Annotated in this window: 24 protein-coding genes; 6 read left to right on the plus strand and 18 right to left on the minus strand. The window is 69.4% G+C overall.

Translation table 11 applies throughout. The features are described 5' to 3' along the window. Position 1 precedes the first annotated feature (1 nt). Positions 2–1,894, minus strand: a complete 1,893-nt coding sequence (locus tag ACTOWY_RS14890) for a phage tail sheath family protein (RefSeq protein WP_441310221.1) — start codon at positions 1,892–1,894, stop codon at positions 2–4. Positions 1,895–2,409: 515 nt separating this feature from the next. On the opposite strand from ACTOWY_RS14890, the gene ACTOWY_RS14895 reads away from it, so the two are divergent. Together ACTOWY_RS14895 and ACTOWY_RS14900 are read left to right on the plus strand one after the other, a co-directional pair. Continuing rightward, on the plus strand, positions 2,410–2,868 hold the full coding sequence (locus ACTOWY_RS14895; RefSeq protein ID WP_441310222.1) for a helix-turn-helix domain-containing protein: 459 nt from the start codon (positions 2,410–2,412) through the stop codon (positions 2,866–2,868). A gap of 1 nt (position 2,869) precedes the next feature. Further along, positions 2,870–3,424: a PIN domain-containing protein gene (locus tag ACTOWY_RS14900; protein WP_441310223.1), complete on the plus strand. Its 555-nt coding sequence runs from the start codon at positions 2,870–2,872 to the stop codon at positions 3,422–3,424. A gap of 57 nt (positions 3,425–3,481) precedes the next feature. Here ACTOWY_RS14900 and ACTOWY_RS14905 read toward each other — a convergent pair whose 3' ends face one another. The 7 genes from ACTOWY_RS14905 to ACTOWY_RS14935 are packed head-to-tail and all read right to left on the minus strand — an operon-like array spanning position 3,482 to position 11,503. Continuing rightward, on the minus strand, positions 3,482–4,162 hold the full coding sequence (locus ACTOWY_RS14905; protein WP_185009134.1) for a response regulator: 681 nt from the start codon (positions 4,160–4,162) through the stop codon (positions 3,482–3,484). Beyond that, positions 4,159–6,708, minus strand: coding sequence for a DUF4118 domain-containing protein (locus ACTOWY_RS14910; RefSeq protein WP_441310224.1), 2,550 nt, complete (start codon positions 6,706–6,708; stop codon positions 4,159–4,161). Before ACTOWY_RS14910 ends, ACTOWY_RS14905 begins: the two co-directional genes overlap by 4 nt. Positions 6,709–6,746: 38 nt before the next feature. Then, a complete protein-coding gene (locus tag ACTOWY_RS14915) occupies positions 6,747–7,358 on the minus strand; it encodes a potassium-transporting ATPase subunit C (protein WP_441310469.1) in 612 nt (203 codons plus the stop codon). 11 nt (positions 7,359–7,369) lie between these two features. Then, complete coding sequence (gene kdpB / locus ACTOWY_RS14920) at positions 7,370–9,511, minus strand: potassium-transporting ATPase subunit KdpB (protein ID WP_441310225.1); 2,142 nt, start codon at positions 9,509–9,511, stop codon at positions 7,370–7,372. Beyond that, positions 9,508–11,166 (minus strand): potassium-transporting ATPase subunit KdpA, encoded by a 1,659-nt coding sequence (gene kdpA / locus ACTOWY_RS14925; protein ID WP_441310226.1) that lies wholly within the window; start codon positions 11,164–11,166, stop codon positions 9,508–9,510. The genes kdpB and kdpA overlap by 4 nt, the downstream gene beginning before the upstream one ends. Beyond that, complete coding sequence (kdpF, locus tag ACTOWY_RS14930) at positions 11,166–11,264, minus strand: K(+)-transporting ATPase subunit F (protein ID WP_185009142.1); 99 nt, start codon at positions 11,262–11,264, stop codon at positions 11,166–11,168. The genes kdpA and kdpF overlap by 1 nt, the downstream gene beginning before the upstream one ends. Then, complete coding sequence (locus tag ACTOWY_RS14935; protein ID WP_441310227.1) at positions 11,261–11,503, minus strand: hypothetical protein; 243 nt, start codon at positions 11,501–11,503, stop codon at positions 11,261–11,263. Before ACTOWY_RS14935 ends, kdpF begins: the two co-directional genes overlap by 4 nt. 159 nt (positions 11,504–11,662) lie before the next feature. On the opposite strand from ACTOWY_RS14935, the gene asnB reads away from it, so the two are divergent. Both asnB and ACTOWY_RS14945 read left to right on the plus strand, forming a co-directional pair. Then, on the plus strand, positions 11,663–13,501 hold the full coding sequence (asnB, locus tag ACTOWY_RS14940; RefSeq protein ID WP_441310228.1) for an asparagine synthase (glutamine-hydrolyzing): 1,839 nt from the start codon (positions 11,663–11,665) through the stop codon (positions 13,499–13,501). A 259-nt stretch (positions 13,502–13,760) separates the two neighbouring features. Then, positions 13,761–14,087, plus strand: coding sequence for a LysR family transcriptional regulator (locus ACTOWY_RS14945; protein WP_086787003.1), 327 nt, complete (start codon positions 13,761–13,763; stop codon positions 14,085–14,087). A 155-nt stretch (positions 14,088–14,242) separates the two neighbouring features. Here the strand turns inward: ACTOWY_RS14945 and mutM are convergent, their stop codons facing one another. The 6 genes from mutM to ACTOWY_RS14975 all read right to left on the minus strand — a co-directional run bounded on the left by mutM (position 14,243) and on the right by ACTOWY_RS14975 (position 18,298). Next, on the minus strand, positions 14,243–15,112 hold the full coding sequence (gene mutM, locus ACTOWY_RS14950) for a bifunctional DNA-formamidopyrimidine glycosylase/DNA-(apurinic or apyrimidinic site) lyase (RefSeq protein WP_441310229.1): 870 nt from the start codon (positions 15,110–15,112) through the stop codon (positions 14,243–14,245). A 241-nt stretch (positions 15,113–15,353) separates the two neighbouring features. Then, positions 15,354–16,154: a ribonuclease III gene (rnc, locus tag ACTOWY_RS14955; protein ID WP_441310230.1), complete on the minus strand. Its 801-nt coding sequence runs from the start codon at positions 16,152–16,154 to the stop codon at positions 15,354–15,356. 14 nt (positions 16,155–16,168) lie between these two features. Continuing rightward, positions 16,169–16,351, minus strand: a complete 183-nt coding sequence (rpmF, locus tag ACTOWY_RS14960) for a 50S ribosomal protein L32 (RefSeq protein WP_185009150.1) — start codon at positions 16,349–16,351, stop codon at positions 16,169–16,171. Between the two features lie 2 nt (positions 16,352–16,353). Further along, positions 16,354–16,932, minus strand: a complete 579-nt coding sequence (locus tag ACTOWY_RS14965; RefSeq protein ID WP_441310231.1) for a YceD family protein — start codon at positions 16,930–16,932, stop codon at positions 16,354–16,356. An 82-nt stretch (positions 16,933–17,014) separates the two neighbouring features. Then, a complete protein-coding gene (locus ACTOWY_RS14970) occupies positions 17,015–17,770 on the minus strand; it encodes a DivIVA domain-containing protein (protein ID WP_247760609.1) in 756 nt (251 codons plus the stop codon). 108 nt (positions 17,771–17,878) lie between these two features. Continuing rightward, positions 17,879–18,298 (minus strand): ribonuclease domain-containing protein, encoded by a 420-nt coding sequence (locus ACTOWY_RS14975; protein ID WP_441310232.1) that lies wholly within the window; start codon positions 18,296–18,298, stop codon positions 17,879–17,881. Positions 18,299–18,372: 74 nt separating this feature from the next. Here ACTOWY_RS14975 and ACTOWY_RS14980 point away from each other — a divergent pair, with 74 nt between their 5' ends. Continuing rightward, positions 18,373–18,834: a GNAT family N-acetyltransferase gene (locus ACTOWY_RS14980; protein WP_441310233.1), complete on the plus strand. Its 462-nt coding sequence runs from the start codon at positions 18,373–18,375 to the stop codon at positions 18,832–18,834. Here ACTOWY_RS14980 and coaD read toward each other — a convergent pair. The 3 genes from coaD to rsmD form a co-directional block, all read right to left on the minus strand. Further along, positions 18,831–19,331, minus strand: a complete 501-nt coding sequence (gene coaD, locus ACTOWY_RS14985) for a pantetheine-phosphate adenylyltransferase (RefSeq protein ID WP_185009160.1) — start codon at positions 19,329–19,331, stop codon at positions 18,831–18,833. The two genes, ACTOWY_RS14980 and coaD, sit on opposite strands and share 4 nt — an antisense overlap. 120 nt (positions 19,332–19,451) lie before the next feature. Then, positions 19,452–20,813: an RNA polymerase sigma factor gene (locus ACTOWY_RS14990; protein WP_441310234.1), complete on the minus strand. Its 1,362-nt coding sequence runs from the start codon at positions 20,811–20,813 to the stop codon at positions 19,452–19,454. 240 nt (positions 20,814–21,053) lie between these two features. After that, on the minus strand, positions 21,054–21,608 hold the full coding sequence (rsmD, locus tag ACTOWY_RS14995; RefSeq protein ID WP_441310235.1) for a 16S rRNA (guanine(966)-N(2))-methyltransferase RsmD: 555 nt from the start codon (positions 21,606–21,608) through the stop codon (positions 21,054–21,056). 81 nt (positions 21,609–21,689) lie between these two features. Between rsmD and ACTOWY_RS15000 the strand changes: the two genes are divergently transcribed. Beyond that, positions 21,690–22,106: a helix-turn-helix domain-containing transcriptional regulator gene (locus tag ACTOWY_RS15000; RefSeq protein WP_441310236.1), complete on the plus strand. Its 417-nt coding sequence runs from the start codon at positions 21,690–21,692 to the stop codon at positions 22,104–22,106. Positions 22,107–22,985: 879 nt separating this feature from the next. Here the strand turns inward: ACTOWY_RS15000 and ACTOWY_RS15005 are convergent. Next, positions 22,986–26,363: a pyruvate carboxylase gene (locus ACTOWY_RS15005; protein WP_441310237.1), complete on the minus strand. Its 3,378-nt coding sequence runs from the start codon at positions 26,361–26,363 to the stop codon at positions 22,986–22,988. Positions 26,364–26,584 lie beyond the last annotated feature (221 nt).

Raw genomic sequence — 26,584 nt, forward strand, 5'->3', positions numbered from 1 at the left:
CCTAGACCTCGATCTGTCCGGCGAGCTGCTCGATCTTGATGATCACGAACTCCGCCGGTTTCAACGGGGCGAAGCCGACCAGGACATTCACCACGCCGCTGTTGATGTCGTTCTGCGTCGTGGTGTCCTTGTCGCATTTCACGAAGTAGGCGTCCCTGGCCGAGGTGCCCTGGAATGCGCCGCGCTCGAACAACGAGTGCATGAATGCGCCGATATTCAGTCGAATTTGTGCCCAGAGCCGTTCGTCGTTGGGCTCGAAAACCACCCACTTGGTGCCGCGATACAGGCTTTCCTCGATCATCAGCGCGGTACGCCGGACCGGCACGTACTTCCACTGTGAGGGTGTCGCGTCCGCGCCGTCGAGGGTGCGCGCGCCCCAGACCACCGGGCCGATCACCGGGAAGGACCGGACGCAGTTCACCGCCAGTGGGTTGAGCAGGCCGTTCTCCGGATCGGTCATCGGCACGGTCAGGCCCTGCACCGAGTTGAGCCTGGTCTCGGTGCCGGCGGGGGCTTTCCACACGCCGCGTTCGGCGTCGGTGCGGGCCATCACGCCGGCTACCGCCCCCGACGGCGGGAAGGCGCGCAGCCGCCCGCTGAGCGGGTCGAGCAGCTGCAGCCGGGGGAAGTAGAGCGCGGCGTGATCACTGCGGACCGAGCCGAGCCGGTGCAGGTTGGCCCGCACCGCGTCCACGCTCGACCACGCGGGTGGGGCGTCCACCAGCAGGAACATCCGTTTGGTCCGGCACAGCCTGCTGGCATGCCCGAGCACGTCGACCATCCGGGTGAGGTCGGTGTCGCCGGGCAGCGCGGCGGCCTCGGGCAGGGCGAGCAGGCCGACGTCGTCGACATCGCGCAGCGCGTAGAGCCCGGTCTTGGCGCCCTCGTTGCCGATCAACTCGGTGTGCCCCGGCAGATCGCCGTCCTCGCCCGCCTTGCCGGGGGCCTGGCCCTCGTTCTCGCCGCCGCCGAAGGCGTAGGCGGTGACGTTGCGACCGCCGCCGAAGCCGAGGTTGTTGCCGACCACGCCTTCGAGTTTGAGCACCACCCCGGCGTCGGCGGTGCCGGCCACGACCTGCAGCCGGTGCCCGCGCACGGTGACGGTGGCCGCGCCGTAGGTGCGATCGCCAGGAGTGTCCGGCAGCGTGCGCAGCTTGTTCTCCAGCAGCAACGCCAGCTCGATCAGGTTGGCGGGCTTGGGATCGCCGGTTTTGAGCAGGGTCAGCTTGTGCACGGTCGACCCGCCGAGCACGGAGACCTCCAGCTCACCGGAGACCTCGGGCGCGGCGCCGGGGAACTTGCCGGAGCTGGTGCCGACCGGGTCCGGCCGCTGAGTGGGCTCGGGATCGTTGTCCACGGTGAGGGTGACCAGCCGGGAACTGCCGTTGACCACGGCGGCGACGTGCCGTTCGTGGCCGGGGTCCATGGACACCCCGGCGTAGCTCTCCCGCTGCCCGCTGGGGTGGCTGAGCTGGAGGTTGAAGGTGGCATCCGGCGTCGAAGTGCCGTGATCAACACTCACCCGCAACCCGTTTCCCCAGGTCCCGGGCTCACTAGCGCGCAGGGTGAGTACCCGTTTCTTCCCGGCGTCGGCCCGGCTGTAGATACCGGCGGTGGCGTGTTCGGCGCCCTTGGCGACCCGGACGATCACGGCGACGGTGCCACCGTTGAGGAAGAACTGCTGCACGGCGTAGCTGACCGCGCTGGCGCCGGCCAGGCCGCCGAAGCGACGCTCGAAGTCGGCGAAGCTGGTGATCGTGACGGCCTCGTTGACCGGGCCGCGGCTGGTGTAGCCGACGAAGGCGGTCACCGAGGTCGAGACCGCGGCGACCGTGCGGACCCGGCTGGGCAGCTCCTCGATGTAGACGCCTGGATAGGTCGGCGTGACGGGCATGCCACCTCCATTCCTCGAAACAGCGGCGTTCAAGGAAAAGAGCACATGCAGAATAAGACCCCCAGAAACCACGCCAACGCCAGACCAACCGCTACAAGCAATTGATCACGTCAGAACGCGGTACGTGCCGGGATCCCCACCCCTTTTCCCCTCACACAACGGCCACACAAGGACCGTCGCCCAGTTTTGTGCCGCCCGCGGACAGGTGTCAACCGGTTCTACGCTTATGCTGCCCGGAAGAGCGGAGGATGACTCGAACGGCCCAACCACGGCCATTCGGCCCATTCCCGGTTACTTAATCAAGTAAGTCCAGGACAACCGATCTTGCCGTTCCGCTGCCAATTCCCGGCAGTACGCGCCAACGCCGCCGGGATCAGCCCAGCCCGCGGGCCCGTCCGGCCGAACAGCTCCTGCACCAGACGCCCAGCCGACCCGACCCACCGCACCCCGAGCCCCCACCCCAGTTGCGTTCACTGCACTTATTGCGGATACTGCGTTTAGCGGAGGAGACAGCCATGACCACCCTGACGAACGACCAGGTGCAACCGGACGAGGGCGACGTCCGGACCGCCGACGCCGCCCTGGCCAGGGTCACCGACTACCTGACCCGGCACCCCGACGGCCCCAACGAGATCCGCCTGCGAGTGGCCGAGGACGGCGAAGAACTGATCGTGCCGCGCGCCGCGGTCGAACTGTTCGCCCGGATCCTGGCGCACATGGCTGCGGGCCAAGGCGTCTCGGTGGTGCCCACCAACGCCGAACTGACCACCCAGCAGGCCGCCGACCTGCTCAACGTCTCCCGCCCGTACCTGATCGGCCTGCTCGACGCCGGCGAGATCGACTACCGCAAGGTGGGCAAACACCGCCGGATCCGGGTCACCTCGCTGTTGGGATACCTGCGGCGTGACGACCAACGTCGACGCGAGGCGGCCGACGAGCTGACCGCGTTGACCCAGGAGATGGGTTTGACCTGAGTTGTCCTTCGTCGTGGTCTACGACGCGTGTGTGCTCTACCCCAGCACACTGCGCGACCTGCTGATCCGCATCGCCCGCGCCGGTCTGGTGCAGGCGAGGTGGACCAACCGGATCCTGGACGAGGTCTTCGACAGCCTGCGCGCGCACCGGCCCGACCTGGCCCCGGACGCGCTCGCCCGCACCCGCAAGCTCATGGTGTGCGCGGTCCGGGACTGCCTGGTGACCAACTACGAACCGCTGGAAGCCGGGCTCGAACTCCCCGATCCTGACGACCGGCACGTGCTGGCCGCCGCGATCAAGGCCCGTGCGCAGGTGATCGTGACCAACAACCTCAAGGACTTCCCACCGGGTCAGGTCGGGCAGTGGGACATCGAGGCGAAGTCCGCCGACGACTTCGTGCTGGACCAGATCGACCTCGACGCCAAGGTCGTGTGGGGCTGCGTCCAGCAGATCGCCGACGCCCGCCGCCGCCCGCCGGAACGCCCCGGGGACACCCTGCTCGCCCTGGAACGCAACGGCCTGATCCGCTCAGTAGCCGCCCTGCAACGCGCCTGACCCCCACCCGCGAGTGTTGGCCGTTCTTGTACTCCACGTTGGCTGTTGTGGACGGGGTCAGGGTTCGAACCGGTACCCCATCCCCGGCTCCGTCAACAGATGCCGCGGGTGCGCCGGTTCCGGTTCCAGCTTGCGTCGCAACTGCGCCAGGTACACCCGCAGATAATGCGTTTCCGTCGCATAGTTGGGCCCCCACACCTCCTGCAGCAACTGCCGCTGCGCCACCAGCCGCCCCCGCCCGCGCACCAGAACCTCCAGCACCCCCCACTCGGTCGGCGTCAGGTGCACCTCGGCCCCGTCCTTGAGCACCTTCTTCGCCGCCAGATCCACCGAGAACGAGGCCGTCTGCACGACGGGCTGCTCCTCCTCGCCGGAGTTGCTCGCCCGCCGGACCGCCGCGCGCAGCCGGGCCAGCAGTTCGTCCATGCCGAACGGCTTGGTCACGTAGTCGTCCGCCCCGGCGTCCAGGGCCTCGACCTTGTCGGTGGAGTCGGTGCGGGCGGAGAGGACCAGGATGGGGACCCGGGTCCAGCCGCGGAGGCCGGAGATGACCTCGGTGCCGTCGATGTCGGGCAGGCCGAGGTCCAGGACCACGACGTCGGGTTTGCCCTCGGCTGCCGCCTTCAACGCGGAGGCGCCGTCGTGTGCGGTCAGCACCTGGTAGCCACGGGCGGTCAGGTTGATCCGCAACGCCCGCACGATCTGCGGTTCGTCGTCGACGACCAGGACCTTGGTCATCCGGCTGTCTCCTCTTCGGCCATCCGGTACGCGGGCAGCGAGATCACCACGGTGAGCCCACCCCCGGGGGTGTCCTCGGCATGGATGCTGCCACCCATCGCCTCGGTGAATCCCTTCGCCACGCTCAACCCCAGGCCCACGCCCCGGGTGTCGCGGTCGTTCAAACGCTGGAAGGGCTGGAACACGGTGGCGGCGGCGCCCTTGGGCAGGCCCGCGCCCTGATCCACGATGCGCAGCTCGACCCGTTCGGCGTGCGCGCTGGCCCGCACCGCCACCACGAACCCGGCGCTGCCCGGCTTGCGACCGTGCCGCAGCGCGTTGTCCACCACGTTCGCGATCACCCGCTCCAGCAGGCCGACGTCGGCGCACACCGGGACCAGGCTCTCGTCCACGTCGACCTCGACCTTCGACGGGTCGTCCACACTGCGCAGCGCCCTGGCCACCACCTCGTAGTAGCCCACCGCGCGCAACTGCGGCTGCACCGCGCCGGTGGCCAGCCGGGAGGAGTCGAGCAGGTTGCCCACCAGCCCGACCAGCCGGTCCGCCGACTCCTCCACCGTGGCCAGCAGATCCGCCGTGTCCACATCGGAGAGTCGCAGCTCGGGGTCGCGCAGGCTGCTCACCGCGGCCTTGATCGAGGTCAGCGGGGTGCGCAGGTCGTGGCCGACCGCGGACAGCAACGCGGTGCGCAACTCGGTGGTGGCCGCCTTGCGTTCGGCGGCCGCGGTCTTCACGGTCAGCCGCTGCTGCCGCAACGCCAGCAACGCCTGACCAGCCACCGCCTCCAGCAGTCCCCGGTCCGCCGCGGGCAGCGCCCGGCCCTTGAGCGCCAGGTGCACCTCACTGCTGATCAGCACGTCCACATCGGCCTGGTCCGGATCGGTAGCCGGATCAGGGCCGACCGCGGCGACCACGTACCACTCGTCGTCCTCCCGCTCCTCCAGCATGGCCGCGGAGCTGAGCCCGAAGTTCTCGGTGATCTTCTCCAGCAACCGTTGCAGTGGTTCGGGATGGGTCAGCACGGTGCGCGCGTAGGAGGCCAGCAGCGCCGCCTCGGTGCGCGCCTTGGCCGCCTGCTCGGCTCGCCGTCCCGCCCGGTCCACCACCAGCGCCACCAGCACCGCGACCAGCACCATCGCGATGATGGTGATCACGTTCTCCTCGTTGGCGATGTCCAGGGTGTACAGCGGCGGGCTGAAGAAGAAGTTCAGCAGCAACCCGCTGAGCACCGCGGTCAGCACCGCCGGGCCCAGTCCGCCGATCAGCGCGACCACCACCACCGCGAGGAAGTAGCCGACCACGTCGGTGGAGATGCTCAGCGTCTCCTCGGCCACCACCCCGATCGCGGTGACCGTGGTCGGCAGCAGCAGCGCGGCGAACCAGCCGAAGGTCTTGCGCCACGGGCTCAGCACGCCACGGGCAGGCCCTCGGCGCCGCCGCAGCACGCCGCCCGCGTGATCGTGGGTGACCATGTGCACGTCGATCGGCCCGGAGTGCTGCACGGTCCGTGAGCCGACGCCCTCGTCGAAGGCGCGGGCCAGCCTGCTGCGCCGGGAGGTGCCCAGTACCAGCTGGGTCGCGTTGACCCCGCGGGCGAAGTCCAGCAGCGCGGTCGGCACATCGTCGCCGACCACGGTGTGGAAGGTCGCGCCCACGTCGTCGGCCAGCTTGCGGCAGCGCGCCACCGCCTGCGCTGAGGTCCCGGCCAGCCCGTCACTGCGCAGGATGTGCAGCGCCAGCAGCTCCGCGCCCGCCCGGTTGGCGATCCGGCTGGCCCGGCGGATCAGCGTTTCGCTCTCCGCGCCACCGGTGACGGCCACCACCACGCGTTCCCTGGTCTCCCAGGTGTCGGTGATCTCGTGCTCGGCCCGGTACCGCTGCAACGCCACGTCGACCTGGTCGGCCACCCACAGCAGCGCCAGCTCGCGCAACGCGGTCAGGTTGCCCGGCCGGAAGTAGTTGCCCAGCGCCGCGTCGATCTTGTGCGCGGGGTAGATGTTGCCGTGCGCCATCCGCCGCCGCAGCGCCTCCGGGGTGACATCGACCAGCTCGACCTGCTCGGCCCGGCGCACCACCTCATCCGGCACGGTCTCCCGCTGCGGCACCCCGGTGATCCGCTGCACCACGTCGTTGAGCGACTCCAGATGCTGCACGTTCACCGTGGAGAGCACATCGATCCCGGCCTCCAGGAGTTCCTCGATGTCCTCCCAGCGCTTGCTGTTGCGCGAGCCGGGCGCGTTGGTGTGCGCCAGCTCGTCGACCACCGCCACCTCGGGCGCGCGGGCCAGCAGCCCGTCGATGTCCAGCTCGGTCAGCTCGACCTCGCGGTGGGTCATCGCCTTGCGCGGCAACACTTCCAGCCCGCGCACGAGTTCCGCGGTCTTCTCCCGGCCGTGCGTCTCGAGGTAGCCGACGACCACGTCGGTGCCGCGTTCGAGTCGCCGGTGCGCCTCGCACAGCATGTCGTAGGTCTTGCCGACGCCCGGGGCGGCGCCGAGGTAGATGCGCAACTCACCTCGGCGCCGCCGCTTGCCGTACTCGCTCACGGGCTCAGTCTGCACCTGGACCAGCCGGACCCTGGTCATCAACGCCGCGCGGCCTGCACAGCGAGGTTGAGTTTGAGCACGTTGACACCGGGCTCGCCGATCCCCTTGGCGGTGTTCTCCTCGATCAGCCGCCGGACCACGGCCAGGTCGACGCCGTTCTCCCTGGCCACCCTGGACGCCTGGAGTTCGGCGTAGGCCGGGCTGATGTGCGGGTCCAGCCCGGAGGCGGAGGCGGTGACCGCGTCGGCCGGGATCTTGCTCGCCTCGACCTGCTCACGGGCCACGATGGCGGCCTTGCGGTCCTCGATCGCCTTGCGCAGGTCCTCGTTGTCCCCGGCCTTGTTGGAACCGCCGGAACTGGCGGTGTCGCCGGGGCTCGGCACGTCCTTGGTCAGCGCGGAGGGCCGGTGGTGGAACCAGCGGTCCAGGGCCGGGTTGTCCTTGGCCCGCTCGTCCACCAGGTCGATGCCGATCAGCTCGGACCCGACCGGCTGGCCGTTCTGGTAGATCAGCGACCCCTCCGCGTTGGCGGAGAGCCCCGGCAGCCTGCCAACGCCCCAGATGAGCAGTGGGTAGACCACGCCCAGCAGGACGGTCAGCACGAGCAGGACGCGCAGTCCGGCCATGGACTGCTTCCAGAGGGTGGAGATGGTGTGCACGTTCAGCCCCCGAATCCAGGGATGAGAGCGACCAGCAGGTCGATCAGCTTGATGCCGAGGAACGGCGTGATGATGCCGCCGACGCCATAGATCAGCAGGTTCCGCCGCAGCAGCTGGGAGGCGCTGGACGGGGTGTACTGGACGCCCTTGAGCGCCAGCGGGATCAGCGCGATGATGATCAACGCGTTGAAGATCACCGCGGACATGATGGCCGACTGCGGAGTGGCCAGCCGCATGATGTTGATCGAGTCCAGCTGCGGGTAGATGGCCATGAACATGGCTGGCAGGATCGCGAAGTACTTGGCCAGGTCGTTGGCGATGCTGAACGTGGTCAGCGCGCCCCTGGTGATCAGCATCTGCTTGCCGATCTCCACGATCTCGATCAGCTTGGTCGGGTCGGAGTCCAGGTCGACCATGTTGCCGGCCTCCTTGGCCGCGGCCGTCCCGGTGTTCATCGCCACCCCGACGTCGGCCTGGGCCAGCGCCGGCGCGTCGTTGGTGCCGTCGCCGGTCATCGCGACCAGCCGCCCGCCCTCCTGCTCCTTGCGGATCAGCGCCATCTTGTCCTCGGGCTTGGCCTCGGCGAGGTAGTCGTCCACGCCGGCCTCGGCCGCGATCGCCTTGGCGGTCAACGGGTTGTCCCCGGTGACCATGACGGTGCGGATGCCCATCGCACGCAGTTCGGCGAACCGCTCGCTCATGCCCGGCTTCACCACGTCGGAGAGCCGGATCACCCCGCGCACCAACGCCTTCCCGCCCGCGACCTCGGCCACCACCAGCGGCGTGCCGCCCTCGGCGGAGATCCGGTCCACGATCACCTGGACGTCCGCCGGGATCGCACCGCCGTTCTCGGCGACCCAGGCCCGCACCGCGCTGCCCGCGCCCTTGCGCACCAACCGGCCGGAGATGTCGATCCCGCTCATCCGGGTCTGCGCGGTGAACGGCACCGACTCGGCCGCCGCCTCCACCGCGGTGGCTTCGGGGGCCAGCCCGAAGTCCCGCACGCACAACTCGACGATGCTGCGACCCTCGGGCGTCTGGTCGGCCAGGCTGGCCAGCCGCGCGGCCGCGGCCAGTTCGTCCACAGTGGACCCGGCCACCGGCAGCAGCTCGGTGGCCCGCCGGTTGCCGAAGGTGATGGTGCCGGTCTTGTCCAGCAGCAGCACGTCGATATCGCCCGCGGCCTCCACCGCACGCCCGGACTTGGCCAGCACGTTGCGCTGCACCAGCCGGTCCATGCCCGCGATGCCGATCGCGGAGAGCAGTGCGCCGATCGTGGTCGGGATCAGGCAGACCAGCAGCGCCACCAGCACGATCACCGACTGCTGCGAGCCGGAGTAGCCCGCCATCGGCTGCAACGCCACGACCACCAGCAGGAAGATGATGGTGAGCACCGAGAGCAGGATGGTCAGCGCGACCTCGTTCGGCGTCTTCTGCCGCTCCGCGCCCTCCACCAGCGCGATCATCCGGTCGACGAAGGTCTCCCCCGGCTTGGAGGTGATCTTGACGATGATCCGGTCGGAGAGCACGGTGGTGCCACCGGTCACCGCGGACCGGTCGCCGCCGGACTCGCGGATCACCGGCGCGGACTCACCGGTGATGGCCGACTCGTCCACGGTCGCGATGCCGTCCACGATGTCGCCGTCGCCCGGGATCACCTGTCCGGCCTCGACCAGCACCAGATCGCCGGGGGCGAGCCGGTTGGCCGCGACCTCTTCCACGGTCAGGCTGGTGGCCTTGGCCGCGCCGGTCACGTTCAGTCCCGGCAACAGCTTGAAGGCGACCGTGTCGGTCTTCATCTTGCGCAGCGATTCGGCCTGCGCCTTGCCCCGGCCCTCGGCCACCGCCTCGGCCAGGTTGGCGAAGAGCACGGTGAACCACAGCCAGGCCGCGGTGGCGATGCTGAACACACCGGGCTGCACCACGGCGAAGACCGTGCTGAGCACCGAACCGGCCCACACCACGAACATCACCGGGTTGCGCAGCTGGTGCCGGGGGTCGAGCTTGCGCAGCGCGTCCGGCAGCGAGATCAGCAGCTGCCGCGGGTTGAACACCCCGGCGGAGACCCGGCCGGTGCGCTCGGCGTGCACGTGCGCCGACTCGGCGGGTGTGCGCTGCGGGTGTTCCCTGGTGGGAGCGGTCATGACAGGGCCTCCGCAATGGGACCGAGGGCCAGCGCGGGCAGGAAGGTCAGCGCGGCGACGAGGACGACGGTGCCGGCCAACATGCCGGCGAACAGCGGGCCCGAGGTGGGCAGGGTGCCCGCCGAGGGCGGCACCTTCCGTTGCTGGGCAAGGGATCCGGCCAGGGTGAGCACGGCCAGGATCGGGATGAACCGGCCGAAGAGCATCGCCAGTCCCAGGCTCACCTGGAAGAAGTCACTGGTGACGGTCAGCCCGCCGAACGCGCTGCCGTTGTTGTTGCCTGCCGAGGCGTAGGCGTAGAGCACCTCGGAGAGCCCGTGCGCGCCCGGATTGTTCAGCGCACCGGCGGTCTCCGGCAGCGCGAGCGCGAGCCCGGCGCCGATCAGCACCACGGTCGGCATGGCCAGCATGGCGATGGCCGCGGCGGTGATCTCCTTGCGCCCCAGCTTCTTGCCCAGGTACTCCGGGGTGCGGCCGACCATCAGCCCGGCCAGGAACACCGCGATCACGGCGAGCACCAGGATGCCGTACAGGCCCGCGCCGACCCCGCCGGGCGCGACCTCGCCGAGCAGCATGTTCAGCAGGGCCACCCCGCCGCCGAGACCGGTGTAGCTGTCGTGCAGCGAGTTCACCGCGCCGGTGGAGGTGCCGGTGGTGGCCACCGCGAACAGCGAGGAGCCCGGGATGCCGAAGCGGACCTCCTTGCCCTCCATGGCGCCACCCGCGGCGAGCGAGGCGATCCCGTTCGGGTTGCTCTCCGCCCACCAGGCCACCGTCGTCATGATCGCGAACAGCAGGCCCATCACGCTGAGCAGCACGTAGCCCTGCTTGACGTCCTTGACCAGCTTGCCGAAGGTGCGGGTCAGCGCGACCGGGATGAGCAGGATCAGGAAGATCTGGAACAGGTTGGTCCAGGAGTTCGGGTTCTCGAACGGGTGCGCGGAGTTGGCGTTGAGGATGCCGCCGCCGTTGGTGCCCAGTTCCTTGATCGCCTCCTGGCTGGCCACCGGGGCCAGCGCCAGCACGTGCTGCTGGCCGTCCGGGGTGGTCACTGTGACGCCGGAGGACAGGCTCATCACCGCGCCGAAGGCGAGCAGCACGATCGCGGCCACGATCGAGAGCGGCAGCAGCACCCGCACGCAGCCGCGCACCAGGTCCACCCAGAAGTTGCCGAGCCGGTCGGTCTTTGCCCTGGTGAACCCGCGCACCACCGCCACCGCGACCGCGATGCCCACCGCGGCGGAGACGAAGTTCTGCACGGTCAGCCCGGCCAGCTGCACCGAGTGCCCCATGACCTGCTCGGGCACGTAGGACTGCCAGTTCGTGTTGGTCACGAAGCTGACCGCGGTGTTGAACGCGGTGGCCGGGTTGATCTCCCGGTCGAAGCCGAAGGGCAGCCAGCCCTGGAAACGCTGCAACAGGTAGAGCAGCACCACCGAGACGAAGGAGAAGCCGAGCACACCGGCGGCGTAGGTGGTCCAGCGCTGCTCCGCGTCCGGGTTCACCCGAACGATCGCGTAGAGGCCACGCTCAACGCGCCAGTGCTTCTTGTCCTCATAGACCCGGGCCAGGTAGTCGCCCAGTGGGCGGTAGGCCGCCGCCAGCGCGACGAGCAGGAGGCCGACCTGGATCAGGCCGGTCCACAGGGAGGTCATCAGAACTTCTCCGGTCGGATCAGGGCGACGAACAGGTAGACGAGCAGGAACAGCGCGACCACCCCGCCCACCAGGTTGAACACAGCGGCGGTAGTCACAGTCGCTCCAGACCGCGCAACGTCAGCGCCAGCACAAGAAAGCCACCGATCAGCAGCACCGCGTAGGCCAGGTCGGCCATCTGCGCGCTCCCCTCTCGACTAGGTAGTTCGACAACGGGCGCCAGCGTGCATGCCGGGTTCAGGCCGCTGACCGGGCCTGATGACTCCTTGACGCCCCTGACGGTGGCATTGACGTGATCTTTACGCGCCCGGTGACCCACCTCTCGCCCGTTTTCCACCCATCGAGGGGGTCCGATGGTCGGATGCGGTTACGTTCCGCATGCATGCGGCTGGCCGACTCACTCGTCTGAGAAGGGGGCTGCTCGGCGGAACCAACCCGACTCAGAAGTAGGTAACTTCCCAGCCAAGGCTGGGGGCCAAGCGCGAGGAGGCGCGTCATGTGCGGAGTCACCGGCTGGGTCTCCTACGACCGGGAGCTGACCGCCGAAACGGTCACCCTCCGTGCCATGACCGCGACCCTGGCCCCTCGCGGCCCCGACGGCGAGGGCATCTGGACCACCCGGCACGCCGGGCTGGGCCACCGCCGCCTGGCCATCATCGACCTGCCCGGCGGGGCGCAACCGATGATCGCCGAGACCCCCGCTGGCGCGATCGCGCTCTCCTACAGCGGCGAGGTCTACAACCACCGCGAACTGCGTGCCGAACTCCAGCGCCGCGGCCACCGCTTCCGCACCGCCAGCGACACCGAGGTCGTGCTCACCGCCTACCTGGAGTGGGGCGAGGACCTGGTCGAGCACCTCAACGGCATGTACGCCTTCGCCGTCTGGGACGACCGGACCGAACGGTTACTGCTGGTCAGGGACCGGCTCGGGGTCAAACCGCTGTTCATCTACCCCACCGCCGACGGCCTGCTCTTCGGCTCCGAACCCAAGGCCATCCTGGCCAACCCGCTCGCGCGCAAGGCGCTGGGCGAGGACGGGCTGCGGGAGATCTTCGGCTTCGTCAAGGTGCCCGGCTCCGCGGTCTGGCACGGCATGCGCGAGCTGAAACCCGGCACCCTGGCCGTGCTGGACCACAACGGGCTGCGCGAGCGGGTGTACTGGCGGGTCGAGGCGATGCCGCACCTGGACGACACCGCCGAGTCCGTCGAGCACGTGCGCGAGCTGCTGCACGACATCATGCGCCGCCAGCTCATCGCCGACGTGCCGCAGTGCGTGCTGCTCTCCGGCGGCCTGGACTCCAGCGTGCTCACCGCGCTGGCCGCCGAGGTGCTGCACGAGCGCGGCGAGATCCCGCGCACCTTCGCGGTCTCCTTCGCGGGCGAGCAGGACGGCTTTGTGCCGCACGTGTTGCAGGACAGCCTGGACGCGCCGTTCGTCCGGCAGGTCGCCCGGCACGTCGGCACCGAGCACACCGACCTCGTGCTGGACCACACCGCGCTGGCCGCCCCGGAGAACCGCGCGGCCGCGGTCACCGCGCGCGACCTGCCCACCGGCATGGGCGAGATGGACGTCTCGCTGCTGCTGCTCTTCCAGGCCGCCAGGGCCCGCTCCACGGTCGCGCTCTCCGGCGAGTCCGCGGACGAGGTCTTCGCCGGGTACTGGTGGCAGCACGACCAGGCCGCCCAGCAGGCGCCGATCTACCCGTGGATCGCCGGCATCGGCGGCGCGCAGAGCCAGACCCGCCCGCTGATCAACGCCGGCCTGGCCGCCCGGATGGACATCCCCGGCCACCTGGTGGGCGGCTACGCCGACGCGCTGGCCCAGGCCCCGGTGCTGGACACCGATGACCCGCACGAGCAGCGGCTGCGCCGGATCTGCCACGTGCACCTGAGCCAGTTCCTGACCAACATGCTCGACCGCAAGGACCGGATGAGCATGGCCGCCGGGCTGGAGGTCAGGGTGCCCTTCTGCGACCACCGCCTGGTGGAGTACGTCTACAACGCGCCGTGGGCGCTGAAAACCTTTGACGGCAAGGAGAAGAGCCTGCTGCGCGGGGCCGCGCGGGGCCTGCTGCCCAGCACCGTGCTGGAGCGCCGCAAGAGCCCCTACCCGTCCACCCAGGACGTGAAGTACCTGCTCGCGGTGCAGGACCAGCTGCACGAGCTGCTGAGCCGCCGGGACGCCACCGTGTTCGAGATCATCGAGCGGGACTGGGTGCGCGCGGTGGCCACCACCGACCCCGCGCTGATCGACCGGGCTACCAGAGCGTTCCTGGAGCGGCTGCTCGACATAACGGTGTGGCTGGACATATACCGCCCCGAGATGCGACTGTGATGACGTACTAGGCGAACGAGTGTTCGGCGTTCCCCAGCGCCGGTTGTCCGGCGCTTTGCCCGATCTGCTCACTACTTAGCGGCGTCTCGCGGCACACAGTAGTGAACCGGGAGTAACTTTGTACTCCGCTCGGAGGTACGGGTACCCAAACGGTGGACTTCCACATGAGCCGTTGGTAATGTCCTCATTATGGCGTGATCCGGGGCACTTCTCCCGGACACGTGGGGCCCTTAGCGCAGCGCGACACTGGGGAGAAACAATGCACGAGCGGGAGTTCCGGGCTTTCGTCTCGATTGCGGACCTCGGCCGTATGGACCTGGCGGCGAAGTCCCTCGGGTATTCACAGCCCGCAATCAGTTACCAGATCAAGTCTCTAGAGCAGTCCCTCGGGACCAAGCTGTTCACCCGCGATCCGGCGGGCGCACGGCTGACCAGGGAGGGTCAGATGATCCTCCCGTCGGTCCGGGCGGTCCTGATGCTGATCGACAGCATCAAGGAGCTGTCGGTTCGCCCAGGTGAGCCCAGCCCTGCGACCAGCTTCGAGTGGGCGACCAGCCAGCTTCGCAGCCAGTTGAAGTCAGGCTGACAACAAGATCAACTGCACCAAGGGGTGGGCGGTCCGGCTCTCGGACTCGCCCACTTTTTTTGTTCACGGAACTAAGCAGTTCACAAAATGAAACAGCGTGGCGTAAACTACTTAGGCGTAAGTTGACATTTCTCCCAGAGAAACTTGGGATAGATTTAACGTTGACCGGTAACCGGGGGCCGCTGACAAACCCCGCAGAAATACGAAGACCTGTTCATAAACGGCTCACGCGCGATCAGCGTCCCACAGCGCGGGCACGGCTGCCCAGTCTTTCCGTAAACTGCGAGCGAACGGTCGAAGTATCCCGACTGTCCGTTCACGTTTACGTAGAGTGAATCGAAGGACGTCCCGCCTGCCCCCAATGCCTCCGCCATGACTTCGGTGGCGGCGTCCAGGACCCGCCGGGCGGCCGGGCGGGTCAGGCCCGCGGTCGGCCGGGCCCAGTGCAGCCGAGATCTCCAGAGAGCCTCGTCCGCGTAGATGTTGCCGATGCCGGACACCAGCGTCTGGTCCAGCAGCGCCCGCTTCAGCTCGGTCCGCTTGGCCCGCAGCGCGGCCACCGCCCGCTCCGGGTCGAAGGCCGGATCCATCGGGTCCCGGCCGATGTGCGCCACCGGATCCGGCAGCAACGTGCCATCCACCTCGGCCAGTTCGGTCACCGCGAGCCCGCCGAAGGTGCGCTGGTCGACGAACCTCAGCTCCGGCCCGCCGTCGGCGAAGCTGATCCGCACCCGCAGATGCTTCTCATCCGGCGCCCCCACCGGCTGCACCAGCATCTGCCCGCTCATGCCGAGGTGGGTCAGCAGCGCCTCGGTCCGCCCGTCGAGTTCCAGCCACAGGTACTTGCCCCGGCGCACCGCCGCGACCAGCCCGCGCCCGGCCAGCCGGCCGGCGAAGTCCAGCGGCCCCGGCTCATGCCGCCGGATCGCTCTGGGGTGCAGCACCTCGACCGCGGCCATGGTGCGGCCGACCACATGCCGGTCCAGGCCCAGCCGGACAACCTCCACCTCGGGCAGCTCAGGCACTCCGACTCCCTCCCCGTACTCCGCTCACCGGCCGAGTCGTTGACAACGCTGTTGAGTAACCCACCCGAACGCCACCAGAAAGCCCGTAACGGCCCCTGAGCGGCCCGTAGACGGGCGAACCTCAGTGGCTGGTGTCAGGCAGCTCGGGAAAACGTCAAAGACGCGTCAAGTGCCCTTGACGCGTCTTTGAGTGAAGCCGATGTGAACTTGGCGGCAGCCGAGCGGACGAGGCGGCCGGGAGCTAGCCCGCGGCCTTGCCGTTGCCGTCCGCCTTGCCCGCGGCCGCGGACTCGGCGGCGGCCGCCTTCTCCTCGGCGGCCACCCGGACCTGTTCGGAGAGCGTGCGCCAAGCCGCCTCGGCGGCCTTCTGCTCGGCTTCCTTCTTGGTCCGGCCGTCGCCGTTGCCCAGTCCGCGCCCGCCGACCAGCACGGTGGCCACGAACTCCTTGCGGTGGTCCGGCCCGGACTCGTCCACCCGGTACTCGGGCACACCGAGCGCGGCCGCCGCGGTCAGCTCCTGGAGGCTGGTCTTCCAGTCCAGGCCCGCACCCCGCAACGGGGCCTCGGCCAGCGGACGGTCGAACAACCGGTGTACCAGGTCGCGCGCGGGTTCCACCCCGTGTTGCAGGTAGACCGCGCCGATCACGGCTTCCAGCCCATCGGCCAAGATGCTCGCCTTGTCCCGGCCGCCGGTGAGTTCCTCGCCCTTGCCCAGCAACAGGTGCGCACCCAGTCCGCCGGGGCCCAGCTCACGAGCCACCCCGGCCAGCGCGTGCATGTTCACCACGCTGGCCCGGAGCTTCGCGAGCTGGCCCTCCGGCAGATCCGGGTGGGTGCGGTAGAGATGATCAGTGATCACCAGTCCGAGCACCGCGTCCCCCAGGAACTCAAGCCGTTCGTTGGGGGGCAACCCGCCATTCTCGTACGCGTACGAGCGGTGGGTCAGCGAGAGGGTGAACAGCTCGGCGTCGAGATCGACGCCGAGCGCCTTCAGCAGCAGGCTGCGGTCACTTGGCTGGCCTCGGGATCCCTTGCTTCCCATGCCTGCCCGCCCGGTCAGGCCGGCCGGGCGACCTGGCGGCCGTCGTACTGGCCACAGGTGGGGCAAGCGGTGTGCGGGAGCTTGGGCTTACGGCACGCACGGTTCTCGCAGGCGACCAGCGTCGGCGCGGTGGCCTTCCACTGGGCCCGCCGCGAACGCGTGTTGGACCGCGACATACGGCGCTTCGGAGCGGCCACGACTAGTTCTCCTCCTCGGTCCCGCCGAACCGCTTCTGTAGCGCGGCCCAGCGAGGATCCATCGTCTCATGCGTGTGGTTCGGGCCGAGATCGGCCCACTTGCCGCCGCACTCCGGACACAATCCCTTGCAGTCCGGCGCGCACAGCGGCGAGGACGGCAGCGCGGTCAACAGGCTGTCGCGCACCGCCGGTTCGAGGTCGATCAGGTCGTCGACGACCCGGCTGACCTCGTCTTCGTCCGTGCTCTCGTCCGTGGCGCTGTTCGGATAGGCGAACAGCTCGGTGACCCTGATCTCCACCTCGCCGGTGAACCCGTCGAGGCAGCGGGAGCATTCGGCCGTGGTCGGACCGGCCACGCTCCCGGTGATCAGCACACCCTCCACGACCGCTTCGGCCAGGATGTCGACCTCGACTTCCTCGCCAGGGGCCAACCGGATCAGGTCCAGGCCGAAATCGCCCTCGGTGGTCACCGTGCGGTGGTACCTGCGGCTGAGGCCGGCGCGACGGCCAAGATCCCTGGTGTCGATGACCCAGGGCCCGGACGGGGTGCGCCGAAGTTCGGCTGAGTGGTGCTTGGACATGCTCACAGTCTTCATACGAGTCTCGCCACACGTGACTCGTGCAGCCTGAACAGCGTACGGGACAAGCCCGCGCAGATGGAAATCAGCGGCGCGTGCGGCCGCCGACCTCCTCCTCACGGTAGCCGTCCTGGTAGTCGAAGGGCACCGGGGAGGGCCCGCCGATCGGCCCGCGCAGCTGCTGGCGGCCCTTGGTCACGGTGCGCAGGGTGCGCCCGAGCAGCTCCTCGAAGTCGGCCAGCTTGCTGTCCACGTAGGCGTCGCACTCGCTGCGCAGCCGGTCGGACTCGCCGTTGGCGGCGTCGACCAGGCGGGAGGCCTCGGCGTGCGCGGCCCGCACCACCTCGGTCTGCTCGATCTGGCGGGCCTGCTCGGCGCGGCCCTCTTCCACGGCCCGCTCGTAGCTGGTGCGCCCCGCCTGGATCATCCGGTCGGCCTCGTCCTGGGAGCGGCCCACCAGGTCCTCGTACTCGCGGCGGCCAGCGGTCACGGTGCGCTCGGCCTCGGCCTGGGCCTCCGAGACCATCCGCTCCGCGCGGGCCCGGGCCTCGGCGAGCATGTGCTCGGCCTCGGCCCGGGCCTGCGACACGGTCTGTTCCGCCTCGGCCCGCGCGGAGCCGACGGACTGCTCGGACTCGGTGCGGGCCTTGGTCAGCACCTCGTCCCGGTGGTCCAGCACGTCCTGCGCGTCGTCCAGCTCCGCCGGAATCGCGTCACGCACGTCGTCCAACAGCTCAAGGACGTCGCCACGCGGCACCACGCAACCGGAGGTCATCGGGACACCCCGTGCCTCTTCGACGATGGTGACCAGCTCGTCGAGCGCCTCGAACACCCGGTACACGTCGCACTCCTCGCCCCTGGGCCACGGTTACCCCTTCAGTGTGCCGTGTCCGGCCTTGCGGGTGACGCAGCCGGGGGCGTGTCCACCGAGGTTTGTCCGGGAGGTTGCCTAGGCGTTGATGTTGACCAGCACGAACGAGCGGTAGTGATCGGCGGTGTAGAAGAACTCGTTCGCGTTGCCCTTGACGATCCGGCGGGCGCCGCGGTGGCTGACGCCGGGGGTCTTCACGGTGTACTCGCGGTAGTAGCCCGCCGAGCACAGCGGCAGCAGCCGCTCCCGGTTCTGGAACACGGTGTTGTCCTGCGGGTAGGGGTAGGGCCCACCCTTCTTGATCAGGTTCACCGTGTCCCTGGCCTGCGCGGGCAGGCTGGACAGGTTGGATCGCCGGAACCCGGAGGTGTCCCCGCAGGCCGCGCTCACCGACAGCGTGTCGGCGACGGCGGAACCCGCGACGGGCACGAGCAGGGAGGCCAGCGTGATCAGGGCGGCGAGCAGGGTTTTCACTGCACGAGATGTGATCTGGCTCATGAGCCTCGAAGCTAACGATTGCGAATGATCGTCAACAGACATCGAGTTGAACCTTCGATGGCAGGCTTGGGGCCATGACTTCTGGGGTACAGCCGGAGTTCCGGCGGGCGGTGGCGGCGGATGTGCCCGCCATCGTAGCGATGCTGGCCGATGACAAGCTGGGCGCCGGCCGGGAGCGGCCGGGCGATCCGGCCTACCTGACCGCGTTCCAGGCGATCGACGCCGACCCGAACCAGCTGCTGCTGGTCGCCGAGGCCGACGGCGAGGTGGCGGGCACGCTGCAGCTCACCTTCATCCCAGGGCTGTCCCGGCTGGGCATGTCCAGGGCGCTGATCGAGGCGGTCCGGGTGTCCACCCACCAGCGCGGCGGCGGCCTCGGCCGGCGGATGGTGGAGTTCGCCATCGCCGAGGCCCGGCGGCGCGGCTGCGGTCTGGTCCAGTTGACCACCGACGCCAGTCGCGAGCACGCGCACCGGTTCTACGAGCGGCTCGGGTTCGTCGCGAGCCACGTCGGGATGAAGCTGGTTGTGGACTAGTCCAGGTCCTTCTCGGCCCGCCGCTCGGCCAGGCGCTTGGTGAGCGCCTCGTTGACCAGTGGCGGGAGCAGGTGGGAGACATCGCCGCCGTAGGTGGCGACCTCCTTCACCAGCGAGCTGGACAGGAAGCTGTAGAGCGGGTTGGTGGAGACGAACAGCGTGTCCACCCCGGAGAGCTGATGGTTCATCTGGGCCATCTGCAGCTCGTAGTCGAAGTCGCTGACCGCGCGCAGGCCCTTGACGATCGCCCGGATGTCATGGGTGCGGCAGTAGTCCACGAGCAGGCCGTGGAAGATGTCGATCCGCACGTTGGTCAGGTGCGCGGTCGCCTCGGTGAGCATGTCCATCCGCTCTTCGACGGTGAACAGCCCGCGCTTGCTCTTATTGATCATGACCGCGACGGTGACCTCGTCGAACTGGCCTGCGGCCCGCTCGATGATGTCCAGATGTCCGTTGGTGGCCGGGTCATAGGAGCCGGGGCACACGGCACGCCTCATAAGGCCGGACCGTAGCAGCCCACTCGCCGTGCGCCACCGGTCTCACGGCGTTGGTGGGAAATGCCACAGGGCCCACCCCGGCGATCGGCGGTGGGCCCTGTGCGGGCGCTGTGATGTGCTCTAGTCGAGGTAGTCGCGCAGCACCTGCGAGCGGGACGGGTGCCGCAGCTTGGACATCGTCTTGGACTCGATCTGGCGGATCCGTTCCCTGGTCACGCCGTAGACCTGGCCGATCTCGTCCAGGGTGCGCGGCTGGCCGTCGGTAAGCCCGAACCGCAGCCGGACCACGCCGGCCTCGCGCTCGGACAGCGTGGCCAGCACGGACTGGAGCTGGTCCTGCAGCAGCGTGAAGGAGACCGCGTCCACGGCCACCACGGCCTCGGAGTCCTCGATGAAGTCACCGAGCTGCGAATCGCCCTCGTCGCCGATGGTCTGATCCAGCGAGATCGGCTCCCGCGCGTATTGCTGGATCTCCAGGACCTTCTCGGGCGTGATGTCCATTTCCTTCGCGAGCTCTTCGGGGGTGGGCTCGCGACCCAGGTCCTGGAGCAGCTCACGCTGTATGCGGCCGAGCTTGTTGATCACTTCCACCATGTGCACCGGGATGCGGATGGTGCGGGCCTGGTCGGCCATGGCCCTGGTGATCGCCTGCCGGATCCACCACGTGGCGTAGGTGGAGAACTTGAAGCCCTTGGTGTAGTCGAACTTCTCCACCGCGCGGATCAGACCCAGGTTGCCCTCCTGGATCAGGTCCAGGAAGGCCATGCCACGGCCGGTGTAGCGCTTGGCCAGCGAGACGACCAGGCGGAGGTTCGCGCCGAGCAGGTGGTTCTTGGCCTTCTCGCCGTCCCGGACGATCCAGCGGAGATCGCGCCGCATCTGGGCGACGAGCTTCTCCTCTTCCTCCTCGGCCTTGCGCAGCCGCTCCACCGCGTAGAGGCCGGCCTCGATCCGCTTGGCGAGTTCGACCTCCTCCTCCGCGTTGAGGAGGGCGACCTTGCCGATCTGCTTGAGGTAGGCGCGGACCGAGTCGGCCGAGGCGGTGAGTTCGGCGTCCTTGCGGGCCTGCCGCAGCGCCTCGGACTCCTCCTCGTCCCAGACGAAGTCGCCGGACTTCTGCGGCTCCTCCTCGGCGGGCTCTTCCTCGACCGGCTCGTCGACGACGACCAGATCGGCCTCGTCCACCAGCTCCTCGTCGCCGGGCATCTCCTCGATCTCGCCCGGCTGCTCCTCGCCGTCGGCGCCCTTGGCCGCGCCCTTGGCAGCCGGACCGCCCTTGGCCGCGGTCTTCTTCGCCGGGGCCTTGGCCCCGGCCGCCTTGGTGGTCTTGGCCGCTGGCTTCTTGGCCGCGGCCGGCTTCGCAGCGCTCTTCCGCGCCGTGCCCGGCGTGGTAGTCTCCTCGGCGTCAGCAGCCTGGGCTGAAGCGGACTTGCTCGCCTTGGCGACGCTGGAGCGTTGAGTTGCGGTTTCTGCGGCTGCCACGTACGCCCTTTCGCAACGGTCATCACAGTCGGCGGGGGCAATGAAGCCACAGCCGTCAGGATTCGGGGGAGAGCCTGATGCCGGCGGAACTCGGGGGTTCAATCCCGGGCCTCGACCCTTGGCACGCGTTCCATTGTAGCGACGGTCGGGCCCCCTTGTTGCGCGCCGTCACGAGCAAGCACCGGTTCGTCGGCGTTATCCCTGCTAGATGGCGGATGATTCTTCGAACGCCACCCTGCGTCAGGCCCACTCAGCCCAGTGCACGGCGGTGTCCCCGTACTTGCGCGTACGCAGCTCCACCAGCGGCTCCGGCCAGTCCACCGCCCCGTCCCGAGCGGCCCGCTCGACCAGCACCAGCGCCCCGTTCGTGACCCATCCGTTAGCCACCAGCGCCGCCAGCGCCGCGGTCAGCGCGGCCCCGTCCACGGCGTAGGGCGGGTCGGCGAAGACCACGTCGTAAGGCGCGGCCGCGGGCAACGCGAGCGCGGCGCCGACGGCGGCCGCCCTGACCTCGGCGCCCCGCAGCCCGACCGTGGCGATGTTGGCCCGGAGCACGTCCGCGGCCCGCCGGTCGGACTCCACAAACAACGCGTGCCCCGCCCCCCGGGAAAGCGCCTCCAGCCCGAGCGCCCCCGACCCCGCGTAGAGATCGAGCACCCGCGCCCCGTCCAGGTCCAGCGCCGCCTCCAGCGCACTGAACAACGCCTCCCGCACCCGCTCCGAAGTCGGCCGCGTCCCCTTGGGCGGCACGGCCAGCCGCCGCCCACCCGCCACCCCAGCCACAATCCGCGTCACGTGCCCATCATCGCTGGCCAGCCCGATCAGGCCGGAGGCGTAACATATATGACACGCCCGGCAGCGAGGGAGGGGATCCCGATGAGTGATCAGTTCTGGGCTGATCTGGCCGAGGACCTGAAGGATCCGGAGTTCCTGCGCGAGTACATCACCGAGTCCGTGCGAATCGCGACCGTCGACGCGATCGTCCACGCGGTCGACGAGGCCCTGCACCGGGAACGTCTGTCCAAAGCGGACCTCGCCCGCGCGATCGGCGCTCAACCCGCCTCGGTGCGCAGACTGCTGTCGGCCCGCAACGTCAACCCAACGCTGGGCACGATCGCCGAGCTGGCAGCCGTACTCGGCCTGCGCCTGACACTGGAACCCATCCCGGAGCCAGACCGAGAGATCATCACCGACCAGCTGCGCACCGGCAAGGCCACAGACCCCCAACGAACGGCACAACACCTGACCAAGATGCGCACCCACCACCCCCAGAAAGACACCCCTCCCCACTGACGAGCCAAGCCCCCCGAGCACCAGCCATCCCAGCCCGGCATGTTGGCCATTGTGGACGGTGAGTTGGCCGTTATGGACGGTGCGTTGGCCGTTGTCGTACGCCACGTTGGCCGTTACGGGACGGGGCAGGGGGTGAAACCCCCACGACGAGGGCCCTCGCGTGTTCTCCGTACGGCCTGGAGCATGCAGACCACACCCCGATGAGTGGCCCCTGCAACACAATCCGCCGCCAAACCCACCCAACGTGACGGGGGCCGCTCATCGGGGTGTGGTTGGCTGGCGGAAGGCCGTACGGAGAACACGCGAGCCCTCGGAGCCACGCTGGGTCTCGAGTCGGCAGCCCAAACCCCGCCCCGCAACCCGCTTGCCCCGGGGTTTGATCTGCCCCACCCCTCCGGTGGTCTGCCCGGCCGGCGAGGCCATCCTTTTTTGATCTTCGGGTTGAAAGGCAAGAGCGAAGATCAAGTGCGTCCTCGCCGGACGGGCAGAAATCAAAGGATGGGGGGAGAAGATCAAAGGCAAAGAGCAGTGCTCGTGTGCGGTTCCCCATCCCCGTCAGCCCTCCGATACCAAACCACATCCTGGGCAAGCAGCCCGTTGCGGTTGGGCGGGCACGCGGAAGCAGGTTGCAGGCCGCTTGCCCAGGATGCGGTGTGTCCTCTCCAGGCTGACGGGGATGGGGAACCGCTCGGGGGATGTTTGAAAAGCCACCCCCGCCACCGGTTTTCGGGCTTCGCCCGCCCACAACGGCCAACACCCCGTACAACAACGGCCAACACGCCGCCCACAACGGCCAACACGCGCGCGCGGGCCGGACGCAAAACTCTCCCCTGGCCGGGAGCCTGGCCAGGGGAGAGTTTTCGATCAGGAGAGTCCGGGTCAGCCGAGTTCGATCAGCAGATCTCCGCCCTCGACCTGCTGGACCTTGCCGATGGCCAGGCGCTTGACGGTGCCCGCCTTCGGCGAGGTGATGGCGGCCTCCATCTTCATCGCCTCGATGGTGGCCACGGTCTGGCCCGACTCCACCTCATCGCCCTCGCCGACGGTCAGCGTGACCACCCCGGCGAAGGGCGCCGGCACGTGGTCGGCGTTGCCGCGGTCGGCCTTCTCGGCCTGGGGCACGTCCGCGGCGACCGAGCGGTCGCGGACCGCGATTGGGCGGAGCTGGCCGTTGAGGGTGGCCATCACCGTGCGCATGCCGCGGTCGTCGGCCTCGCCGATGGCCTCCAGGCCGATGAGCAGGCGGACGCCGGGTTCCAGGTCGACCGAGTATTCCTCGCCTGGGCGCAGGCCGTAGAAGAAGTCCTTGCTGCGCAGCACGCTGGTGTTGCCGTAGGCCTCGCGGTGGGTGGTGAACTCCTTGGCGGGGGCGGGGAAAAGCAGCCGGTTGAGGGTTTGCCTGCGGTCGGTTTCCAGGCCGCGGCGGTCGTCCTCGGTCAGCTCGGCCACCCGGCGGGGTTCCTTGCGGCCGGCCAGGGCCTTGGTGCGGAAGGGTTCCGGCCAGCCGCCGGGCGGGTCGCCCAGTTCGCCGGAGAGGAAGCCGATCACCGAGTCCGGGATGTCGAAGCGGCCCGGCTCCTCCTCGAACTCCTCCGGCGCGACCCCGGCGCCGACCAGGTGCAGGGCCAGGTCGCCGACGACCTTGGAGGACGGGGTCACCTTGACCAGGCGGCCCAGCATCCGGTCGGCGGCGGCGTAGGTGGCCTCGATCTGCTCGAACTTCTCGCCAAGGCCCAGTGCGATGGCCTGCTGGCGCAGGTTGGAGAGCTGGCCGCCGGGGATCTCGTGGCTGTACACCCGGCCGGTCGGCGAGGGCAGGCCGGACTCGAACGGGGTGTAGATCCGCCGCACCGCCTCCCAGTACGGCTCCAGGTCGCATACCGCGCGCAGGTCCAGACCGGTCTCGCGCTCGGTGTGGTCGGTGGCCGCGACGATCGCGGACAGCGCGGGCTGGGAGGTCGTGCCCGCCATGGAGGCGGCCGCGCCGTCCACCGCGTCCACCCCGGCCGCGATCGCGGCGGTGTAGGTGGCCAGCTGGCCACCAGGGGTGTCGTGGGTGTGCAGGTGCACCGGCAGGTCGAACTCCTTGCGCAGCGCCGAGACCAGGGTGGCCGCGGCGGGCGGGCGGAGCAGGCCTGCCATGTCCTTGACGCAGAGGATGTGCGCGCCGGCGGTGACCATCTGCTCGGCCAGCCGCAGGTAGTAGTCCAGCGTGTACAGCTTCTCGTTCGGGTCGGACAGGTCCGCGGTGTAGCAGAGCGCGACCTCGGCGATCGCGGTTCCGGTGTCCTGCACCGCGCGGATCGCCGGGATCATCTGCTCGACGTCGTTGAGCGCGTCGAAGATGCGGAAGATGTCGATGCCGGTGGCGGTGGCCTCCTCCACGAAGGCCTGCGTCACCGCCTCCGGGTACGGCGTGTAGCCGACCGTGTTGCGGCCGCGCAGCAGCATCTGCAGGCAGATGTTGGGCACCGCCTCGCGCAGCGCGGCCAGCCGCTCCCACGGGTCCTCGGCCAGGAAGCGCAGCGCCACGTCATAGGTCGCGCCGCCCCAGCACTCCAGCGAGAACAGCTCCGGGGTCAGCCGGGCCACGTGCGGGGCCACCGCCAGCAGGTCCTTGGACCGGACCCGGGTGGCCAGCAGCGACTGGTGCGCGTCCCGGAAGGTGGTGTCGGTGACGCCGACCGCGGCGTTGCCGCGCAGCCAGTCGGCGAAGCCGCGTGGTCCCAGTTCGATCAACTTCTGCCGGGTGCCCGCGGCCGGGGTGGCGTTGAGGTCGGCGAAGGGCAGCTTCTGCGCCGGGTCCACCGTGCTCGGCCGGACGCCGTTGGGCTTGTTGACGGTGACGTCGGCGAGGTAGGTGAGCAGCCGGGTGCCGCGGTCGGCGGAGTGCCGGGCGGTCAGCAGGTGCGGGCGCTGCTCGATGAAGGAGGTGGTGACCCGGCCCTCCTGGAAGTCGATGTCGTCGAGTACCGCCTGCAGGAACGGGATGTTGGTGGACACGCCGCGGATGCGGAACTCGGCCACCGCGCGCCGGGACTTGGCCACCGCGATGGCGAAGTTGCGGCCCCGGCAGGTCAGCTTGACCAGCATCGAGTCGAAGTGCGCCGAGATCGCGGTGCCGGCGAAGGTGGTGCCGCCGTCCAGGCGCACCCCGGAGCCGCCGGGCGAGCGGTAGGCGGTGATCCGGCCGGTGTCCGGGCGGAAGCCGTTGGCCGGGTCCTCGGTGGTGATGCGGCACTGCAGCGCCGCTCCGTGCAGGACGATCGACTCCTGGGTCAGACCGAGGTCGGCCAGGGTCTCCCCGGCGGCGATCCGGATCTGGGCCTGCACCAGGTCGACGTCGGTGACCTCCTCGGTCACCGTGTGCTCGACCTGGATCCGCGGGTTCATCTCGATGAAGACGTGCCTGCCCTGCCGGTCCAGCAGGAACTCGACGGTGCCCGCGTTGACGTAGCCGATCTGGCGGGCGAAGGCGACCGCGTCCGCGCAGATCCGGGCCCGCAACTCGGGGTCCAGGTTGGGCGCGGGCGCGATCTCGATGACCTTCTGGTGCCGTCGCTGCACCGAGCAGTCGCGCTCGTAGAGGTGGATCACGTTGCCGGCGGCGTCGGCGAGGATCTGCACCTCGATGTGCCGCGGTTCGACCACGGCCTGCTCCAGGAACACGGTGGCGTCGCCGAAGGCCGATTCGGCCTCCCGCATCGCCGCCTCCAGGGCCTCGCGCAGCGCCGCAGGCTGCTCGACCCGGCGCATACCGCGTCCGCCACCACCGGCGACGGCCTTGACGAAGACCGGGAACCCGACGCCGTCGGCCGCGGCCAGCAGCTCCTCGACGTCGGCCGAGGGCGCGGACGAGCCGAGCACCGGCAGTCCGGCCGCCTTGGCCGCCGCGATCGCGCGGGCCTTGTTGCCGGTGAGCTGGAGCACCTCGGGGGTCGGGCCCACGAAGGTGATGCCGGCTTCCCGGCAGGCGTGCGACAGGTCGGGGTTCTCCGAGAGGAAGCCGTAGCCGGGGTAGATCGCGTCCGCGCCTGCCTTGCGCGCGGCCTTGATCACCTCTTCCACGGACAGGTAGGCCCGCACCGGGTGTCCCGGATCACCGATCTCGTAGGCCTCATCGGCCTTCAACCGGTGCAGCGAGTTGCGGTCCTCATGCGGGAACACGGCCACAGTGCCAGCGCCGAGTTCGTATGCCGCACGGAACGCGCGGATAGCGATCTCGCCGCGGTTGGCGACAAGGACCTTCCGGAACATAACCAGCTCCTCCTGGTGGCGGACAGGCCAGCCGAAGCACCGTATCGCGCTACTCCCGCCAGTCGGGAGAACCATCCCAGGTGACGGGCGTCTCCCCCGATGTGCGCAACCGGCCCTCAACTGGGTCGTTCGGCCGCGCAAAACCTCCGGTGGACGGGTACGACGTTGACCCGCCCAGGTCCGTCGCGCACAGTGACCCCCCGTACGCAGGGGGGCCGGAC

This window comes from Crossiella sp. CA198 (genome assembly GCF_052078295.1).
In the GTDB taxonomy this organism is placed as follows: Bacteria; Actinomycetota; Actinomycetes; order Mycobacteriales; family Pseudonocardiaceae; genus Crossiella.

Bases quoted from the DNA above. Each gene is read 5' to 3' on its own strand.
- ACTOWY_RS14890 (WP_441310221.1), bottom strand. From the start codon at position 1,894: ATGCCCGTCACGCCGACCTATCCAGGCGTCTACATCGAGGAGCTGCCC.
- ACTOWY_RS14895 (WP_441310222.1), top strand. From the start codon at position 2,410: ATGACCACCCTGACGAACGACCAGGTGCAACCGGACGAGGGCGACGTC.
- ACTOWY_RS14905 (WP_185009134.1), bottom strand. From the start codon at position 4,162: ATGACCAAGGTCCTGGTCGTCGACGACGAACCGCAGATCGTGCGGGCG.
- kdpB (WP_441310225.1), bottom strand. From the start codon at position 9,511: ATGACCGCTCCCACCAGGGAACACCCGCAGCGCACACCCGCCGAGTCG.
- kdpA (WP_441310226.1), bottom strand. From the start codon at position 11,166: ATGACCTCCCTGTGGACCGGCCTGATCCAGGTCGGCCTCCTGCTCGTC.
- asnB (WP_441310228.1), top strand. From the start codon at position 11,663: ATGTGCGGAGTCACCGGCTGGGTCTCCTACGACCGGGAGCTGACCGCC.
- ACTOWY_RS14945 (WP_086787003.1), top strand. From the start codon at position 13,761: ATGCACGAGCGGGAGTTCCGGGCTTTCGTCTCGATTGCGGACCTCGGC.
- rnc (WP_441310230.1), bottom strand. From the start codon at position 16,154: ATGGGAAGCAAGGGATCCCGAGGCCAGCCAAGTGACCGCAGCCTGCTG.
- ACTOWY_RS14965 (WP_441310231.1), bottom strand. From the start codon at position 16,932: ATGTCCAAGCACCACTCAGCCGAACTTCGGCGCACCCCGTCCGGGCCC.
- ACTOWY_RS14975 (WP_441310232.1), bottom strand. From the start codon at position 18,298: ATGAGCCAGATCACATCTCGTGCAGTGAAAACCCTGCTCGCCGCCCTG.
- ACTOWY_RS14980 (WP_441310233.1), top strand. From the start codon at position 18,373: ATGACTTCTGGGGTACAGCCGGAGTTCCGGCGGGCGGTGGCGGCGGAT.
- coaD (WP_185009160.1), bottom strand. From the start codon at position 19,331: ATGAGGCGTGCCGTGTGCCCCGGCTCCTATGACCCGGCCACCAACGGA.
- ACTOWY_RS15000 (WP_441310236.1), top strand. From the start codon at position 21,690: ATGAGTGATCAGTTCTGGGCTGATCTGGCCGAGGACCTGAAGGATCCG.
- ACTOWY_RS15005 (WP_441310237.1), bottom strand. From the start codon at position 26,363: ATGTTCCGGAAGGTCCTTGTCGCCAACCGCGGCGAGATCGCTATCCGC.